The sequence below is a fragment of the Streptomyces sp. CA-249302 genome, assembly GCF_050936785.1.
In the GTDB taxonomy this organism is placed as follows: Bacteria; Actinomycetota; Actinomycetes; order Streptomycetales; family Streptomycetaceae; genus Streptomyces.
In genome coordinates, this window is record NZ_JBNJMG010000001.1 from 63169 (window position 1) to 80404 (window position 17236).

15 protein-coding genes and 2 pseudogenes are annotated in these 17236 nt (G+C 69.3%); 9 read left to right on the forward strand and 8 right to left on the reverse strand.

Annotation, left to right across the window (positions count from 1 at the left end; translation table 11 throughout):
* Positions 1-90: 90 nt before the first annotated feature.
* The 3 genes and pseudogenes from ACQEWB_RS00315 to ACQEWB_RS00325 all read right to left on the reverse strand — a co-directional run.
* Positions 91-419 (reverse strand): annotated as a pseudogene (locus ACQEWB_RS00315) (transposase family protein); the annotation flags it as partial.
* Positions 420-740: 321 nt separating this feature from the next.
* The gene (locus ACQEWB_RS00320) at positions 741-1028 is read right to left on the reverse strand and encodes an SHOCT domain-containing protein (RefSeq protein ID WP_432825728.1); all 288 of its coding nucleotides are present in this window, start codon (positions 1026-1028) and stop codon (positions 741-743) included.
* A gap of 62 nt (positions 1029-1090) precedes the next feature.
* A complete protein-coding gene (locus ACQEWB_RS00325; RefSeq protein WP_432825730.1) occupies positions 1091-1534 on the reverse strand; it encodes a DUF6325 family protein in 444 nt (147 codons plus the stop codon).
* Between the two features lie 149 nt (positions 1535-1683).
* On the opposite strand from ACQEWB_RS00325, the gene ACQEWB_RS00330 reads away from it, so the two are divergent.
* The 3 genes and pseudogenes from ACQEWB_RS00330 to ACQEWB_RS00340 all read left to right on the forward strand — a co-directional run bounded on the left by ACQEWB_RS00330 (position 1684) and on the right by ACQEWB_RS00340 (position 6194).
* On the forward strand, positions 1684-3033 hold the full coding sequence (locus ACQEWB_RS00330; RefSeq protein WP_432825732.1) for a hypothetical protein: 1350 nt from the start codon (positions 1684-1686) through the stop codon (positions 3031-3033).
* Positions 3034-3270: 237 nt separating this feature from the next.
* A pseudogene (locus ACQEWB_RS00335) lies at positions 3271-4688 on the forward strand (DUF2252 domain-containing protein).
* A gap of 198 nt (positions 4689-4886) precedes the next feature.
* A complete protein-coding gene (locus ACQEWB_RS00340; protein ID WP_432825734.1) occupies positions 4887-6194 on the forward strand; it encodes a chloride channel protein in 1308 nt (435 codons plus the stop codon).
* 116 nt (positions 6195-6310) lie between these two features.
* Here ACQEWB_RS00340 and ACQEWB_RS00345 read toward each other — a convergent pair whose 3' ends face one another.
* Positions 6311-7288: a YhjD/YihY/BrkB family envelope integrity protein gene (locus ACQEWB_RS00345; protein ID WP_432825736.1), complete on the reverse strand. Its 978-nt coding sequence runs from the start codon at positions 7286-7288 to the stop codon at positions 6311-6313.
* 243 nt (positions 7289-7531) lie between these two features.
* Here ACQEWB_RS00345 and ACQEWB_RS00350 point away from each other — a divergent pair, with 243 nt between their 5' ends.
* Positions 7532-8188, forward strand: a complete 657-nt coding sequence (locus ACQEWB_RS00350; RefSeq protein ID WP_432825738.1) for a GAP family protein — start codon at positions 7532-7534, stop codon at positions 8186-8188.
* 439 nt (positions 8189-8627) lie between these two features.
* On the forward strand, positions 8628-9239 hold the full coding sequence (locus tag ACQEWB_RS00355; protein WP_432843585.1) for a CHAT domain-containing protein: 612 nt from the start codon (positions 8628-8630) through the stop codon (positions 9237-9239).
* A 437-nt stretch (positions 9240-9676) separates the two neighbouring features.
* Here ACQEWB_RS00355 and ACQEWB_RS00360 read toward each other — a convergent pair whose 3' ends face one another.
* The 3 genes from ACQEWB_RS00360 to ACQEWB_RS00370 are packed head-to-tail and all read right to left on the reverse strand — an operon-like array spanning position 9677 to position 11695.
* On the reverse strand, positions 9677-10513 hold the full coding sequence (locus ACQEWB_RS00360; protein WP_432825740.1) for a MerR family transcriptional regulator: 837 nt from the start codon (positions 10511-10513) through the stop codon (positions 9677-9679).
* Between the two features lie 45 nt (positions 10514-10558).
* Entirely contained in the window at positions 10559-10879 is a 321-nt protein-coding gene (locus tag ACQEWB_RS00365; RefSeq protein WP_432825742.1) for a nuclear transport factor 2 family protein, read from the reverse strand.
* A gap of 42 nt (positions 10880-10921) precedes the next feature.
* Positions 10922-11695, reverse strand: coding sequence for an SDR family oxidoreductase (locus ACQEWB_RS00370; RefSeq protein WP_432825744.1), 774 nt, complete (start codon positions 11693-11695; stop codon positions 10922-10924).
* 967 nt (positions 11696-12662) lie between these two features.
* Here ACQEWB_RS00370 and ACQEWB_RS00375 point away from each other — a divergent pair.
* From ACQEWB_RS00375 to ACQEWB_RS00390, 4 genes are all read left to right on the forward strand, one after another.
* Entirely contained in the window at positions 12663-13568 is a 906-nt protein-coding gene (locus ACQEWB_RS00375; protein ID WP_432825746.1) for a U32 family peptidase, read from the forward strand.
* A gap of 186 nt (positions 13569-13754) precedes the next feature.
* Positions 13755-14894: a sugar ABC transporter substrate-binding protein gene (locus tag ACQEWB_RS00380; protein WP_432825748.1), complete on the forward strand. Its 1140-nt coding sequence runs from the start codon at positions 13755-13757 to the stop codon at positions 14892-14894.
* Positions 14891-15943 (forward strand): ABC transporter permease, encoded by a 1053-nt coding sequence (locus tag ACQEWB_RS00385; RefSeq protein WP_432825750.1) that lies wholly within the window; start codon positions 14891-14893, stop codon positions 15941-15943. The genes ACQEWB_RS00380 and ACQEWB_RS00385 overlap by 4 nt, the downstream gene beginning before the upstream one ends.
* A gap of 14 nt (positions 15944-15957) precedes the next feature.
* Positions 15958-16734 (forward strand): ATP-binding cassette domain-containing protein, encoded by a 777-nt coding sequence (locus ACQEWB_RS00390; protein WP_432825752.1) that lies wholly within the window; start codon positions 15958-15960, stop codon positions 16732-16734.
* 87 nt (positions 16735-16821) lie between these two features.
* On the opposite strand, the gene ACQEWB_RS00395 is transcribed toward ACQEWB_RS00390, so the two are convergent.
* A complete protein-coding gene (locus ACQEWB_RS00395) occupies positions 16822-17118 on the reverse strand; it encodes a hypothetical protein (protein ID WP_432825754.1) in 297 nt (98 codons plus the stop codon).
* Positions 17119-17236 lie beyond the last annotated feature (118 nt).

A 17236-nucleotide genomic window follows, 5' to 3' on the forward strand; every position in this document is an offset into this window, starting at 1 on the left:
GCGTAGGCGTAGGCGCGCGGGTCGCCCGTGTCGGCCAGGGAGATGGCCAGGAGGTCCAGCGCCATGGCGATGCCGAAGGCGTCGCCGATACGCTGCTTGGCTTCGAGATAACTCCTTGACCAGCTTGGAGAGCTGGCAGGTCAGATGTGTGGTGCGGCGCTGATGGCGCTCCAGGAGCCTGGGGACCTGCTCTCGGAAGGTCTGCCGCCTGCAGCCCAGGACCGGACAGACCAGCCGTCGTATCCTCACCCGGACCACGACCTCCCGGCCGTCGACCGGCACATCCTGCACCGTCCGGCCGTGATATCCGTGGACCCTTTCCGTCACCACCCCGCACACCGGACAGGGAACGGGAACCTCGATGATCAACACCGACAACCGGAAAACACCGTTCCCACAAGCCTGTTCGCATCATGCACGCTCAATGATCACAGGTGAGCACTCACCGTCACCACCGGCTACGGAACAGACCCGCTCACCGTACAGACCCCAGGCAGGGCTGACGTTGCGCTGCCTCTGGTGCGGGACGGCGGCAGACTCTGCCCACTGACCTCGGACGCGGTCACCGGACAGGCCGACGGCAAGAAGATCCTCTTCATCCCAGCATGACCCGACCGGGCCCTACCCGAACCCGGATTGGGCTCCGCGCCCGCCACGCCGTCCAGGACCGTGATGGCCGATGCCGACCGCTGTACCCGCTGCGGCGCGCGACGCAGCGGGTACAGCGCGGCGAGGTCCGGTCATCCCTGCAGGAGCTTGCGCTTCTGGTCCTCGAACTCGGCCTCGGTGAGGATGCCCTGCTCCTTGAGCTCGCCCAGTTGCTTCAGCTGCTCGATCTTGCCGGACATGTCGGGGGCCGACGGAGGCGCCGGCGCTTCGGCGTAGGAAGCCGGTTGGGGCGCGGGCTCCTGGTACTGCTGCTGGGCGGCCCATCGCCCCTGCTGTCGGCGTGACACACGGTTCGACACGGCGGTCGCCGTTCCGGCGACGACGGCGGTGCGCGCGACCCCGCGCAGGAGACCTGGCATGGCTCTTTCCCTTCTGTCCATCAGCTGCCTGTCAGCTGTCCGTCGACGTCACCGAACGCTGTTCAGTCAGAGGCCTCGGCCGCATCGAGGGCGGCGACAACCGCGGGCACCGGAATCCGCCCCGAGGCGACCATCCGGGCCCCGCCGCGGCGCAGAGCAGCCGCGAAGGGCGCGGCCCAGCGGTTCTCGTAGAGCAGGATGCCGGCCGAACTGCCCGGCTCCAGCGCCTTGGCCGCCTCGTCGATGTCGTCCTGGCCCAGAAGTCCTGACGACGCCCCCTCGAAGACGGCCAGGTCGAGCCGGCCGTCGCCGGTGAAGTCCGCGATCTCCATGATCGTCACGGATCCGTCGTCGTCCTTCTTGATGAACGTCAGGTCCAGGATCCGAATCAGTCCGCGGTCCACGAGATCGACCAGGATGGGCAAACCCTCACCCGTCATCCGGTTACCGGGGAACTCGACGACCAGATAGTCGATCGGACCCACTTCTTCGAATTCGTCGCTCACGGTGTCACCTCTGGTGCTCGTGGCTGCCGTCCCCACGCCCCCGTGTCAATTGCATCACCCGCGAGGGGAGCCCGCACCTCGGTCGGCCCGTTCACCCGTCTGGACCACGCAGGTCGCGGACGACACGCCGAGCACTTTCGCTGGTGACCATGAATGACGGCAGTGGCGAACAGCTCTCGGCCCAGGAGCGTGGCGAACTGGCCGAACTGCGGCAGCGGGTCCATGCCCTGGAGAGCGGCGGACCGCCCAAACCGGCGCGACATCATCCGTTTCGCTCGCTCGGCTCGGTCCTGCTGATCCTTCTGGCCGCGCTGCTGTCGCTGCTCTCCGTGGTCGCGGTGTGGGCGAACAGCATCGTGCAGGACACGGACCGCTACGTCGACACGGTCGGACCGCTGGCGAGTGATCCGGACGTGCAGCAGGCGGTCACCAACCGGGTCACCGCCGCCGTGCTTGCGCAGGTCGACGTGGACGCGCTGGTCAAACAACTGACGGACGCCGCCGCGCAGAAGGGTGTCCCGCCGCAGACGGCGAAGCTGCTGAACAATCTGGACGGCCCGATCGAGAGCGGGCTCAAGCAACTGGTCAGCAGCACGGTGGAACGGGTGGTCACCAGCAGCGCCTTCGAGACGGTCTGGGTGAACGCCAACCGCAGGGCGCACACGGCGCTGGACAAGGCCCTGACCGGTCAGGCCAGTGGCGCAGTCAAGCTGAAGGACAACCAGGTCGTCATCGACCTTGGGCCGATCGTCGCCCAAGTCAAGGACAAACTGGTCGCGGCCGGCTTCTCGCCCGCCGCGAAGATCCCGGCCGTTCACACGGAGTTCGTGGTGTTCGCCTCGAAGGACGCCGGAAAAGTCAGGTCCTATGTGAGGGTGCTGCAGATCCTCGGCGGCTGGCTGCCCATCATCGCGCTGCTGGTCGCGGCTGCGGGGGTGTACGTGGCGTTCAACCGCCGCCACGCGTTGATCGGGGCCGCGCTCGCGGTGTTCCTCGCCATGCTGGTTCTCGGCATCGGTCTCACCGTCGCCCGGGACGCCTACCTCAACCATCTGCCCCCCGGCGCGTCCCAGGCCGCCGCGGGATCCGTGTACGACGCCCTGGTCAAGTTCCTGCGGGCCGGTGTCCGCGCCCTCGCCGCGGTCGCTCTGTTCACCGCCGCCGGCGCCTTCCTCGCCGGCCCGTCCCGGATCGCCGTCGTCACACGCACGGGCTGCCGCAGAAGCATCGGCGCGCTGCGCGACGTGACGACGTCGGCGGGCCTCCGGCTCGGTGCCGTGGGACGGTTCGTCCATCGCTTCAAGCGCTGGATCGGGGTGGTCATCCTGGTGGTCGCGGCGATCGTCCTGTTCGCCTGGAACTACCCGACCACCGCGGTCGTGGTGTGGACAGCGGTGATCACGCTGGCGGCCCTGGCGATCCGCGAATTCCTGGACGACGGCGGCGCCGCCCCGACCGCGGATACCGACGACGGGGGCGGGGCGGCCGCCGCTCACTGACTCGGCTCGCCGGGTGCCTGCCGCGGGGATACGTTGGTTGAGGAAGCCTGTGAACCGGCCGTCCCGTAGGCGCGAGACCACGACCACGGCGAGGGCGGAGCACGCTCCGAGAACAGCCCGGCATGCCCCGGCCGCACCCCGGCCCACGGCCCGGGTGGCCCGGAGCGGTCGATCCACCGCCGGCGGCCCGCCGCCACCGCCGTGTGCGGAGGCGGCCACCCCCCGGGAGCCGCTGCCATGACCGACAACCACGTGGACGGCCGCGAGACGCGGCGCCGCACCCCGCAGGAGCGAGCCGCGCTCGGCCGGTCGGCCCGGGCCGACGTGCCCCGCTCCAGCCACGCCGAGTTCGCGCCGGGACCCAAGCGGCCGGACCCGTTGGAGATCATCGAGAAGCAGTCGGCGACGCGGCTGCCCGAGCTCGTACCGGTCCGCTACGGCAGGATGTCCGAGTCACCCTTCCGGTTCTACCGAGGGGCCGCCGCCATCATGGCGTCGGACCTCGCGGAGACGCCGAGGACGGGTTTCAGGACCCAACTGTGCGGCGACGCGCACATGTTGAACTTCCGCCTGCTGGCCTCGCCCGAGCGCCGCCTCATGTTCGACATCAACGACTTCGACGAGACGTTGCCGGGCCCCTGGGAGTGGGACGTCAAGCGCCTGGCCGCCAGCCTCGTCATCGCCGGCCGGCTGAACGGCTTCAGCACCAAGGAGCGGGCCGCGATCGTACGGGCCACCGTGCGGTCCTATCGCGAGAGCATCCGCGCGTTCGCGGGAATCGGCAACCTGGGTGTCTGGTACGCCCAGTTCGACGAGAAGTGGGTGCTGGACCGGTTCGGGCCCGAGTTGTCCGAGCGGAGCCATGAGCGCTGGACGCGGGCCGCGACCAAGGCGCGTTCGCACGACACCCTTCAAGTCTTCGACAAGCTCACCCGGGTCGTCGACGGCAGGCGCCGTATCGTTCCCGACCCACCGCTCATCACCCGGCTCGAGGACCTGCTGCCCGACGACCGGCGCGGCCGACTGGAGCAGCAGATCAGCCAGTTGATAGGACACTACGGCAACACCCTGCAGTCGGACCGGCGGTATCTGCTGGAGCAGTACCAGGTGGCCGACATGGCGCGGAAGGTCGTCGGCGTCGGCAGCGTGGGCACCCGGTGCTGGATCGTGCTCCTGCTGGGGCGGGACGACGAGGACCCGCTGTTCCTCCAGGCCAAGGAGGCCGACCAGTCGGTGCTGGCCCCCACGTCGGGGACACCGAGTATCCGAACCAGGGCGAGCGGGTCGTCTCCGGGCAGCGGCTGATGCAGGCCACCAGCGACATCTTCCTGGGCTGGGAGCGGGTCGAGGGCATCGACGGCCGGCAGCGCGACTTCTACGTGCGGCAGTTGCGGGACTGGAAGGGGGTCGCCGTCGCCGAGGACATGGTGCCGCGGGGCATGCGGACCTTCGGTGCTCTGTGCGGTGCGACGCTGGCCCGGGCCCACGCCAGGTCCGGCGATCGCATCGCCATAGCCGCGTACCTGGGCGGCGGGGACTCCTTCGACCAGGCACTGGTGACGTTCGCCGAGCTGTACGCCGACCAGAACGAGCGTGACCACCAGGCACTCGTCGACGCCATCAGCGCCGGCAAGCTGCCCGCCGAGGCCGCCTGAGAAGGCGAGGTGATGTCGTCTTCAAGTTCCGTCTGTGTTCGCGCCGATATGCGTCGACAAGGCCATTCGGTGTTCAGACCGACGCGACCACACGGTGTGGCGCCGACCTCGGGAGGACCCATCGCCGCAACGACGTCGAAGAGCGGCTCCGGGGCCACCACGCAGGGTCAGCCCCCGGAAGCCGACCTGCTGAGGACCATGCTGGGCCGGCCGGAGTACCGCAAGGCCTTGCTGTTCTGTGGGCTGATCGGTGTGCCAGTGGCACTGATCGCGTTCTGGTTCCTCGTGGCGGTCAACCAGCTGGAACAGCTGATCTGGACGGACTGGCCCAAGGACCTGGGCTGGAAACGGGCCCCCTGGTGGTGGGCGCTGCCCCTGCTGACGGTGGCCGGCCTCGTCGTGGGCCTGGTGGTCACGCGGTTTCCCGGGCGCGGCGGACATGTTCCGGCCGGAGGCCTGCACGCGGGCGGCATCACCCGACAGGCGCTGCCGGGAGTCCTGGTCGCCGCTCTGGTGGGTCTGCCCCTCGGTGCCGTGCTGGGACCCGAGGCACCACTCATCGCGATGGGCGGCGGACTGGCTCTGCTCTTCGCGAAACTGGCCCGGGCACCGGAGACCGAGGCGAGCATGGCGCTGCTCGGCGCGGCCGGGGCGGCGGCCGCCATCTCCGCGCTCTTCGGGAACCCGATCGTGGGCGCGGTGCTGCTGATGGAGGTGGCCGGGGTCGGCGGGCCGCAGCTGTTCGCGGTGATGCTGCCGGGCCTGCTGGCCAGCGGGGTGGGAGACCTGATCTTCACCGGATTCGTCCGCTGGACCGGCTTCGAGACGGGCAGCCTGGACATCGGCCTGCCCAAGCCGCCGCCACTCGACTGGCAGGACGTGCTGTGGATGCTGCTGGTGGCACCCGCCCTGGCCTTCCTCATCCACTGGATCTTCGTGGGCGGACGGTTCGCCGCCCGCTTCGTGGCGACCCGCACGATGGCCAACACCACCCTGTGCGCGCTGGGCGCGGCGGCCTGCATCTCCCTCTACGCGGTCGCCACGGGCCGTTCACCGGCCGAGGCGGCCCTGTCCGGGGAGGCCACCCTGTCCGCGCTGGCCAAGAACCCGCACGCCTGGCCGGTGGGCGCCCTGATCGCGGTGCTGGTCTTCAAAGGCCTGGCGTACTCGCTCTGTCTGGGCAGCCTGCGAGGCGGCCCCGTCTTTCCCGCCCTGTTCCTGGGCGGGGCGGCCGGTGTGCTGCTGGCGCCGCTGCCCGGTCTGGGGCTGGTGCCCGCGATGGCGATCGGAATGGCGTCCTCGGTGACCGCCGCCCTGCGGCTGCCCGTGAGCAGCGTCGTCCTGGTCGTTCTCCTGCTGGGCAACGTGGACACGGTGGCACTGGTGGTACTGGCCGCGGTCCTCTCGTTCGTGGTCACCCAGCGGCTGCCGCTGGGTCCGCGCATCCCGGCGTTCGTCAAGCGGGCGGCCGATCAGTCGGCCGACTCGACGTCGTCACATCCGTGAGAGCCGCATACGGCGGCACACCGCCTCCTACAGCCGAGGGTCGGCGCGGAACGGATGCCCACGTACGTCCTGATCTCCACTCTGGACGTGCTCTGCCTCTGCCACGCGAAGAGCGGTCATTGCGGGGGCGACCTGGTGGGCGCAGTGTCGTCTGCCGACGGCTCGCCGGACGGCCGGCTCGATGATCCGGGCGTGCCCAGTCGGCGGACAGCCCAGGGTTCGCGGGCGACCACCGCGCCGACGGTGACGCACAGGGCCGCGACCACGCAGAGCGTGATGAGCCAGGACAACAAGGTGAACACCGCACCCAGTGAGCCGTACTTGTCCAGGCTGTGGTTGAGGGCGCGGGGCACGTAAAGCGGCGCGGTGGACGTGAGGACGCTCAGGGCCGTTCCGGCCAGCAGCGCACCCGGCAGCAGCGGCAGCCACGGCACGCGGGCGGACAGCAGCAGATGCTGCGTCCACCACCAGATACCGACCTCGACGACCAGCAGCAGGGGTACGCCGAGCCACAGACCGAGCCCGAAGCCATTGCGCAGGCTTCCCTGGACTCCGAACACGACCAGCCACGCCGCGAGCCAGGCGATCCAACGCCAGGCGGCCACTCGCGCGTGCGCCCCGGGCAGACTCCAGGCTCGCTCGCACATCCGTTGCACGGCACGGCTGCAGGCGGTGGCCGAGATGAGCACCATCAGTCCGCCGACCACACCGGTCGTCTCCCGCAGCCCGTCGGAGGGCTCACCCGTGCCTTGGACGACCTTGTTCAGTTCGGCGTCCACGCTTCCGGACAGTCCGAAGGTGTCGTTCAGGGAATGGACGAACTGGTCGCGCACCGGCTGCGGGGCGACGGAGGCCACCACGAACAGCAGCGGCACGGCCGTGAGGAAGGTCTGGGCAGCCAGCCGGGTGGCCGAGTCGAGCACGTTCACCGAGATCAGGTGCGACAGCAGGCGTGTGATCACCGGGAAGCGGGTCTCGGTCCGAGTCCGCAGTCCCGCCAGCCGGGACCGCAGCGAGGCGGCCCGCTCGCGCCATGACGAGCGGCGTGACGGGCGGGCCGGGCGTCGCTCTCCGGCCCCTGTCCCTGGCTGCATGCTGCCAGCGTGCCGCCACTGCGACCGCCCGTCCCCCGGCAGGGGCCCGGCACAAGGCCGAACGGGTGAAGATTCATTTTCCGACGTGGAGGAAGCGCCTCGCGAAGCAACGGGATCGCGTGAGCCTCCGGCCCGAACGGGCCCGCCGCCGAGGATTTGTGCGGCATGTGTGCGGCGGTGAAACTGAACTCATGAGCGAGAGTCGCCCAGCGGCCGGGCTCCCAGGACCCCGCGAGGGCCTCGATGGTGCTTGACCTGCTGGTCATCGGCCTCGCGATCGCCGTGTTCCCTCTGTCGGTGACCGCGTTCGTCCTGGTGCTGTCGGCTCGTGGTGGAACCTGGAAGGGCCTGGTCTTCATTCTGGCTTGGCTCGCCTGCTTCGTGGCAGTCCTGGCCGCGGTGCTGCTCACCACCGGCGGTAAACCGCCGGCTCCCAAATCCCCGCCGTCCACGGCTGCGTCCGCCGTCAAGCTGGCCATCGGCGTGGGGCTGGTCGGGTACGGCTGGCACCGACACCGGCAGCGCGAGCGGACCGGCCCCCGGCACAAGTCCTCCGGCGGGCTGACGGCACGGCTCGACCGACTCTCCCTGTGGACCTCGGCGGGCCTGGCTCCGCTGCTCCAGCCGTGGGGGCTCGTTGCGGCAGGTGCGGCGACGGTGGTCAGCGCCGACATGTCCCACGCCGCCTCCTACCTGGCCCTGTTCGGGTACTGTCTCCTCGCCTCGAGCAGTCTGCTGGTGATGGAGGTCTATACGACGTTCGCTCCGGACTCGGCCCGTGTGCGCCTCGGGAAGCTGCGCACCTGGATCGAGACCCATCAGGAACAGGCCCTCGTGGCCGTGGCCCTGGTGGCCGGGCTCTTCCTGGTGAGCAGAAGCATCGCCCAGCTGACGTCCTGAGTGCCCGCTCGTGCGAACTGCCCGGTCACAGACGCGATTTGCTCACCGGTGCGGGGACGGAGCGACCGCACTCACCTCGCCCGCCGCATCACTCCTCGAAAGAGCCCCGAGCAGAGGCACTTGGATCGCACCGGATGCTCGTCGACACGTCCGGGTGTCGTCGAAGTGCCGGAGCGAGGAGGTCCAACGATCGCCACACAACTCGTGGCAGTGCCTTGTTCGTTGCTCCTCACGGTGACGGCCGCCGCAACCGTCGTGTCGGTCGACGGGGTCCGCCGGACCGAACACACGCACCGCGGGGCGACCGCCGCGATACAGGAACAGGCGTGGCAGCTCGAACGGGCCCGCCCCCGTCGTCGTACCTTCTCTCGGGTCGACCCGGCCACCGGGCGGACCGTGTCGCCCGCCGACGCAGCGCGGCACGCCGTCGTCGCGCTGCCTGGCCGCGCTCCCGTGGGAGGCGGCCCTGCCACCGGGGCAGGCGAAACCTCTCGCCTTGTCTTCCGCCGTGCAGGTGTACTGGTCGGTGCCGCGGCCTACCGTCGCACCTGATGGCCCGCCGGAGCCTGCGAGCCGGCTGCGGTTCCTGGGCGCCTTCTCCGACCCGGTGCGCGGGCCGGACGCCGACGACCCCGTGCTGGACCTGGCAGCCGATCTGCACCGCATTCTCGGCGCGGCCGGACCGGGGCTGCGTGCGGGCACCGTCGAGTTCGACGTCCTCGACCGTGTCGACACTCTCGCCGTGATCGGACGCATCGTGCGGCGGCAGCGGTACGACATCCTGCACCTGTCGTGCCACGCCCGGGCAGGCCGGCTGCTCCTCGAGAACGGGACGGGCCGCGCGGACTCGGTCTCCGCCGACCGGCTGATCTCGGCGTTCTCCCCGAGCCGGGTGCCGTCGCCGGCCGTGCTGGCCGGATGTTCCAGCGGCGCCGGCCCGGAAGGCGGCGGAAATCCGGGCTCTGAGGAGTGGGCACGGCGCGACGCCGACCTGCCCGAACAGCCGGACGACGGGCCGGACTTCCTGCATGTGGTCAGCGAGGCGCACTGAAAGCTGGAGCACCGCATCCGAGCACGCCGGGGCGCGCTCCGCGAGCTTCACCGGCTTTGGGAGCCGCCGCACCGGCCCGGACTTCTCGGGTATGGGGCCGCTGACGTCGGGAAGACGACTCTGGTCCGGACGGCACACCGGTCCTCCTCATGGTGGACGCGGCTCGCCGGCAGGCGTTCTCGCTGCCGACAGACGCCCGGCGCGCCCTCGCCCGCCGGGTGATGTCAGGTCCGGCAACTCACGGACCTTGGTTGAAACAGCGTCCGGGAGCGGGCTTCGCCTCCCGTTCCATCACACGCCCGCTCGGCGCGCTCGCCGAGACCGCGCACGAGTTCTGGCAATAGGCCACGCAGGCTTCCACGAACCATGGCTGCGGGACCGTCACAACGCTCGGGTTTCCGTCCAGGCCGCGCCTGGCCTTGCGATTCCTACGTCGATCATCGAGGACCGTCGGAGGCGAGCATCCAGGCCACGAGGGTGCGCCAATGATCGGGCTGATCGGTGTCGCGGGGGCCGACGAGATAGACCTCCTCGACGAGGTCATCGGAGTGCAGACCGTTCTGGGCGACAAAGGAGCCCACGGCGGCGTAGGTGAGGTCGAGGTCGTCGTGCGGGCCGTAGTGGGTGGCGACGGCGGCGCTCCGCCGAGGAAGGTCGAGTTCGCGCACGGCATCGGACGCTCTTGGCGGCAGGGGCGGCACGGCGGGGAGATAGACGGTGGCACGACCGTGGCCCTCGGTGAAGAGCGCATGTTCGAAGCGGCCACCGGGCGGGAGTACCGGACATCGGCCGGCTGCCGCGTCCAGGTCACGCATCGCGGCGTCGTACCAGCTCAGATCGGATCCGGGCGGAACGTCCAGGGAGACCGCGAGGACGTGCTGAGGCGGCAGAACCTCAAGGCTCACCGTCCGCCTGGCCTGCGGGTCGAGGAGCTCCTGCAGTGCCTGGACCGCTCGCTGGGTGCGACCGAGCCGGTCTTCGAGCCGGCGCAGGTGGGCGGCGACGATCTGTTGCGCCGCGGCGTGGTCGGTTCCACCCTTGCCTGCGGACTCCGCCTCAAGGAAGCGCCGGAGGTCCGGCAGTGGGAGATCGAGTTCGCGCAGGCGTTTGACGGTCAGTGCCGGCCGGGCCTGTGCGGGTGTGTAGTAGCGGTAGCCGGTGGCCGGGTCGACCTCCGCGGGGAGGAGGAGCCCCTGTTCGTGGTAGCGGCGCAGGGCTCGGATGCTCAGGTGCGTGATGCGGGAGAACTCTCCGATGGTCAGGCGCTCGGCCACGATGTCCTCCTCGTGATGCGCGTACGGACCGGTGCCGTCTCGGCGTCAGGGTTCGATGTCCAGCTGGGTGATCTTCCCCTGCGCGTCGCGTGCGAAGGCGAAGCGCAGGGTGACCGGGCTGCCGGGGAAGTCCCCGGAGACCTCCGCGACAGCCTTGCACGCGATGGCCGTGCCAGTGACCTCACGCAGGTCGTAACGCACGGAAGGGACCTCGGCGCGCCAGTGGCGCACCGCTGTGAGCCCGTGGTGGCTGCGGCCGTCGTCGTGCACGACGACGTCGCATCCGAAGAGCGCGAAGTAGCGTTCGCGGTCGAGGTCGACCGCCGCTGCGAAGTACTCCTCGGCAAAGTCCTGGATGTCCTGCATGGCAGTCTCCTGTGTCGTGGTGGTGGGACAGGGGAGATGGGATCAGAGGGTCCGTACGGTGCCGCCGTCGACGACGTGCTCGGCGCCGGTGACCGCGCTCGCCCGGTCCGAGGCAAGGAAGGCGATCACCTCGGCCACCTCCTCGGGCTCGGCGGGCCGCCCCTGCGGGATGCCGCCGAGGACACGCATCAGGTCCTCAAGGGCGGCCTGCCGCGAGATGCCCTCCTCGCGCATCCGGCGCGTGAGCAGGTGCTCTGCACCGTCGGTGCGGATGAAGCCGGGCGCGACCGAGTTGACCCGCACACCGACCGGGGCGACCTCGTTCGCGAGTCCCTTGCTGTAGGTGGCCAGCGCGCTCTTGGCCGCGGCGTACGCCAGCGTCGAGTGATGCAGCGGCATACGGCGCTGGATGGAGGTCACGTGGACGACGCTGCCCGAGCCGCGCGTCACCATCCCGGGGACCAGTTCGCGGTCCAGCCGGACCGCGGGGAACAGGTTGAGCGCCAACTCCTGCGCCCACAAGTCCTCGTCGAGAACCGCGTAGCCACCGGCCGGGGAACGGGAGCCGCCCACCACATGCACCAGGATGTCCGGCACGCCGACCAGCTCGCCCACTGCAGCGGCCGCCGACGCGACACCATCACGGGTACTCAGGTCGGCCCGCACGAAGAGGGGATCCGGGATCTGCGGCGGCGTACGGGCGATGGTGACGACCCGCGCCCCGGCGTCGCCGAGCAGGCGCGCCGTCGCCAGCCCGGCTCCCTTGCTCGCTCCCGCCACCACGGCGGAGCGGCCGTCGAAATCGTTGCTGCTCATGACCGCGAGCCTGCACCCTCCCGCCGGGAGAGACTCAAGCGCACGACCGGCCTGAGCGGCTGCCACAGTCTGCGGTGAGCTTCGGAACGGGCCGTCGGGTCTTTCCTGCGATCGGTTCGCTGTGGTCGACGCCCGGGCTCGGACGCGAGGCGCCGGGGCGACGGCTGCGGCCCAGCCCTGCCTCAGCACGGATCGCGATCGCCTGAACCGTCCAAGTCCTCCGCACCGTGCTGGAGAACGGAGGAACCCTGCCAAGAGCGATCACACTGCCCGGCTTCGGCAGCCCTGATGTGTTGCGCTGGACTGACGTGCCCGTGCCTCAGCCCGGGCGAGGGGCAGATCGAAGTGAAGGTGAGAGCCGCGGGTGTCGGCCCGACCGACCTCGCTGGTCGACGCGGTGGGGCCCGGAGTGGACGCAACGCAGACCGGTGACGAAGAAGCAGCGCTTCTTTTCGACCCTGGTGGATACGCCGAATACGCGGTCGCCTCGGCGGAGGCGGCAGCGGGAGTCCTGCGGCATCCAACGACAGGCCCGATCAGCAGACCGGCGCTCAGCGCTCTCCCGTCGAAGAGCGTCTACCGAAACGAGCCGCGCCCATCGGAGGTACCGCCCGTCGTCGGCTCCTTTCACCGTGTCCGGCCAGCCCTGGCGGAGCAGGGCCTGACGGCCGGCAGCCAGTCGCCGCGATCATGTGCCGATCTTGCGCCGGTGACTGGCCTGTTGGCGCGCGGCTTCACGTTGCCGAGCCGCCCAACTGACGGACCACACCGCCAGGTTGGAATGAACTCACGGTCGAAGGCGGCAGGGTCCGGTCGATATCGGAACAACCGGGGCGTGGGATATGACATCGCCGCAGACCCGCTCCCAGTGCCTTCGCAGGCCGTTGACGGCTCGTCGTTGGCTGCCTACCGTCCAAGCGCAGCGATGCCGAACAAAGTTCGACATATCGATCGAAAGAAGATCTGGATGGACGGCATGGAAAGGTCACGGCGGTCGCTGTCCGCGCTCGGGCTGCCGGAGCGGGACCTCGGGGAACTGCCCGACTCGGACAAGGGCTTCCCGGACGGCGCGCAGTACCGGGTGGAGATCCCGTCGGTCGAAGGCCCAGGGCCGTTCCAGGCGGTTATCGATGAGGCCGGGCGGTACGGGATCCGGATCCACCGCATCAGCCAGGGCAGCGGCATGATGCTCCTCGCCGATACGGAGATCGAGCAGATGGTGGCACTCGGCCGCGAACGCGGGGTGGAGGTCTGCCTCTTCGTAGGCCCACGCGGCGGCTGGGACATCGGCATCCAGGCCACGTCCGCAGCAGGTGGAGGTGCGGCGGCGGTGCTGCGCGGCGCCGACCAACTCGCGTACGGAGTCGAGGACGTCATCCGCGGCTGCGACCTCGGCGTGCGCAGCGTGCTCGTGGCCGACATCGGCCAGCTGTGGGTCCTCGGCCGCATGCGACAGTCCGGCGACCTGCCGCCGGACCTGGAGATCAAGGCGTCGATATCGATGCCGACGGCCAATCCCGCGGCCGCACGGGTCCTTGAGGACCTCGGGGTCACCACGATCAACCTGCCGGTCGATCTCACCCTCGCCCAGATGGCGGCGATCCGGGCCGCGGTCGACGCGCCTCTGGACGTCTACGTGGAGGGCGCCGACGACTTCGGCGGCGTGGTCCGCTACTACGAGATCCCGGCCCTTGTACGCGTGGCTGCTCCTGTCCACCTCAAGTTCACGGTACGGAACGCGCCGTCGCTGTATCCCTCCGGTGCACACCTTGCCGACGTGGCCGTGGCTACCGCACGTGAGCGCGTACGGCGGGCGGCGATCGGCCTTTCGGTACTCCGCCGACACTATCCCGAGGCAAAAGCCAGCCCCTGACCGACGACGACGTGGGCGCCGGCTCAGGCATGGTGCGGCAGACGATCAACGTACAAATGTTGACGAAACCGTAGCCCACTCAGGGCCTTGACGACATATCAGGCCAGTTCTACGTTCAGCCCCACCAAACGTGCCGAACGCCGTTCGAAATACCGGGCGGCATGGGCTGAGCGCGCCGGAGTGATCATGAAAAAGATCGATCCGCAGGTAGAAAACGCCGTCGACACGCTCAGCCTGAACGGGCTGGCCAGGAGGCGACTGCTGAGCGGGGCCGGCATGGTGAGCGCCTCGGCCGCCGCGGCGGCCTTGCTGTCCGCCTGCTCAGCCAACAACAAGAGCGACAACAACGCATCGGGCGACGGTGTCGGCGACTTCCCGAAGACGCCGAAGTGGAAGTTCGTGTTCGTCAACCACGTCACGACGAACCCGTTCTTCACTCCGACGCAATACGGCGCAGCGGACGCCTGCGCGCTCCTGGACGCCTCGTTCCAGTGGACCGGCTCGAAGGACTCGAGCGTCCCGGAAATGGTCAGCGCCATGACCTCGGCCGTCTCCGCGAAGGCCGACGGCATCGCGATAGCGGTCGTCGACAAGAACGCCTTCACGTCGCCCGTCGACAAAGCCCTGAACGCCGGCATCCCGACCATCTCCTACAACGCGGACGGAGCGAAAGGGGATCCGGGCACGAGCCGGCTCTGCTACGTCGGGCAGGACCTCTACCAGTCCGGAATCGAACTGGGCCGCCGCATCGCCTCGCTGATGCCGTCCGGCGGGGATGCGGTCGGGTTCATCGCCACCCCGGGCGCCCTCAACATCCAACCGCGCATCGACGGGGCCACCGACGCGATCAAGGCATCCGGCAAGTCGATCAACTTCACGTCGGTCGCCAGCGGCGCGGAGCTCCCCCAGGAGCTGTCGACCATCGACGCGTACGTCAGCGGACACAAAGACCTCAAGGGCCTGTTCGCGGTCGACGCCGGCTCGACGGAGAACGTCGGCAAGGTCGTGAAGAAGTACGGCCTCAAGAAGAAGGGTGTGGTCGCGGGCGGCTTCGACCTGAACCCGAACACCCTCACCGCGATCGAAGCGGGTGACCTCGACTTCACCATCGACCAACAGCCCTATCTGCAGGGCTTCCTGAGCGTGCTCTACCTGTGGCTGTACAAGCTGTCCGGCGGACTGGTCATCCCCAGCGTCACCGACACCGGCCTGCTCTTCGTGACCAAGGACAACGTCGGCCCCTATCTGCAGACCAAGACCCGCTTCGAGGGCTCCAGTACCAAGCAGCAGCTGGTCAAGCGCTCCGGCCCCATCGCCCACGCATGAGCGAGCGGGCCGTGCAGGACGCGATCGACGGGAAGACCGCCCCGGCCGGAACCCCGCCGGTGAGACGGCACGGTCCGCTACGCCTGGCCTTCGAGGCGTTCGTCGTCCGCCGCGAGGCCACCATCTTCATCGTCGCGGTGGGCCTGCTGCTGTACTTCTGGTCCAACAACTCCGACTTCCTCGCCCGCAGCAACCTGGTCAACCTCTCCCAGCAGACGGCACCGTACGCGATCATCGCGGCGGGCATGGTGCTGCTCCTGGTCAGCGGGGAGATCGACCTGTCGGTGGGCGCCGTCTTCGCGCTGTCGCCGTTCCTCATGCACTACATGATCGACTACTACGGCACGTACCCGATCGTGGCGATCATCGGCTCGGTACTGGCCGGAGCCGTCATCGGCCTCGTCAACGGCTTCGTGGTGGTCGTGCTCAAGGTCCCCTCGTTCGTCGCCACGCTCGGCATGCTCTTCCTCATCCTGGGCATCATGCTGACCACCTCGCACGCCTACCCGGCACAGATCCCCGAGGCGGCGCACGGGGTACGCGGCTGGTTCGGGCAGTCGGACTGGTCCGAACTGATCTGGTGCCTGATCATCGTCGCGTACTTCCACGTCGTCCTCACCCGTTCACGCTGGGGCCTGCACACCATCGCCACCGGCGGCAACCCCCTCGGCGCCAGCGAAGCCGGCATCAAAACCGGCCGTATCAAGTTCGGCAACTTCATGGCCACCAGCGCTCTCGGGGCCTTCGCCGGCATACTCGAGGCCTTCCGCGTCGACTCCATCGACCCGACGTCCGCGGGTGCGGACGGCGCGTCTCCGATGTTCACCGCCGTCTCCGCCGCCGTCATCGGCGGTACGGCGCTTGCCGGCGGCTCGGGCACGGTCGTCGGCGCGCTGCTCGGCGCCCTCGTCCTCGCGGAACTGCGCAACGGATTCAACCTCATCGGCATCAACGCCAACCCCTTCAACATCGTCCTCGGCGCGGCGATCATCCTCTCCATGGTGCTCAACGTGCACCTCGCCGGACTGCGAAGGGCAGGCCGCCGATGAACGGGACAAGCGGAATGAGCGGGACGAGCGGGACGAGCGAGCCGGCCCCGGTGCTCTCCGCGGAGCACCTGGCCAAGGGCTTCGGCGCGGTCACGGCACTGCGGGACGTGAACCTGCACCTGGGCAGGGGCGAGGTACTCGCCCTCGTCGGCGACAACGGCGCCGGAAAATCAACCCTGCTGAAAATCCTCTGCGGCTTCCACCGGCCCGACACCGGCCGCATCCTCCTCAACGGCGAAGAGGTGACCCTCAAATCGGTCGACCACGCCCGCTCACTCGGCATCGACGCGGTGTACCAGGACCTCGCGCTCGTGAATGAGCTGACGGTCTACCACAACATGTTCTTGAACCGGGAGATAACCCGCCCCACCCGGCTCCTGCACAACCGCGCCATGCGCAGGACCGCCCAGGAGCACCTCAATGAGATGGGGGTGAACATCCCCTCCGTCGACGTCGAGGTCGCCAAACTCTCCGGCGGCCAACGCCAGGCCATCGCCGTCGCCCGCTCCGTCTACTCCCAGGCCACCATCCTTCTCCTCGACGAACCCCTAGCCGCCATGGGCGCCAAGGAAGGCGCCCTCATCCTCGACCTCGTCAACGACCTCAAAACCCGCGGCGACGTCTCGGTCATCATCATCGCCCACAACTACGCCCAGATCTTCGAAGTCTGCGACCGCATCAACCTCCTCCAGCATGGCGAGATCACCTTCGACAAACGCACGTCGGAGACGTCGGTGGCCGAACTGACCGACCTCGTTGTCGAGGAATACCGCAGATCACGCACCACATAGCGGACCACATAGCGGACCACATAGACATCCCCGGACACAGCCACACCACGACCAGCACACACAGCCAGAACCAGCAACCACACCCCTTTAAGCACCCGCCCCCCAACCTGAGGTCAGCGCCAGCACCAGGTACTTCCGGCCGATCAGTGCCGCGATCACGACGAGCACGGTGATGGAGGTGGCGGCGGGCGGCAGCCGGTACTCGCGCACCTGTCCGTCGGCCAGCAGCACCCGCTCCACCCATGCCCAGCGGCCGGTGCGCTCCACCCAGCCGCGTTCGATGTCGCAGCCGCCTGCGCCGAAGTCGCCGACGCCGAGCAGTGCCGCCGCACGGGCATCACTGCGCGCACGCGCGCCGACGACGCCGGCGTAGGCCTTGGGCAAACCGGAGGCCCGCCCGCTCACCTCAGGCGCGGGACGGGCCCGGCCCCAAGGGAACGTCAGGCCGGCGCTGCCCAGAAACTGCCCGCACGCCCCGGCGGCCACGCACTACGGTGGGATT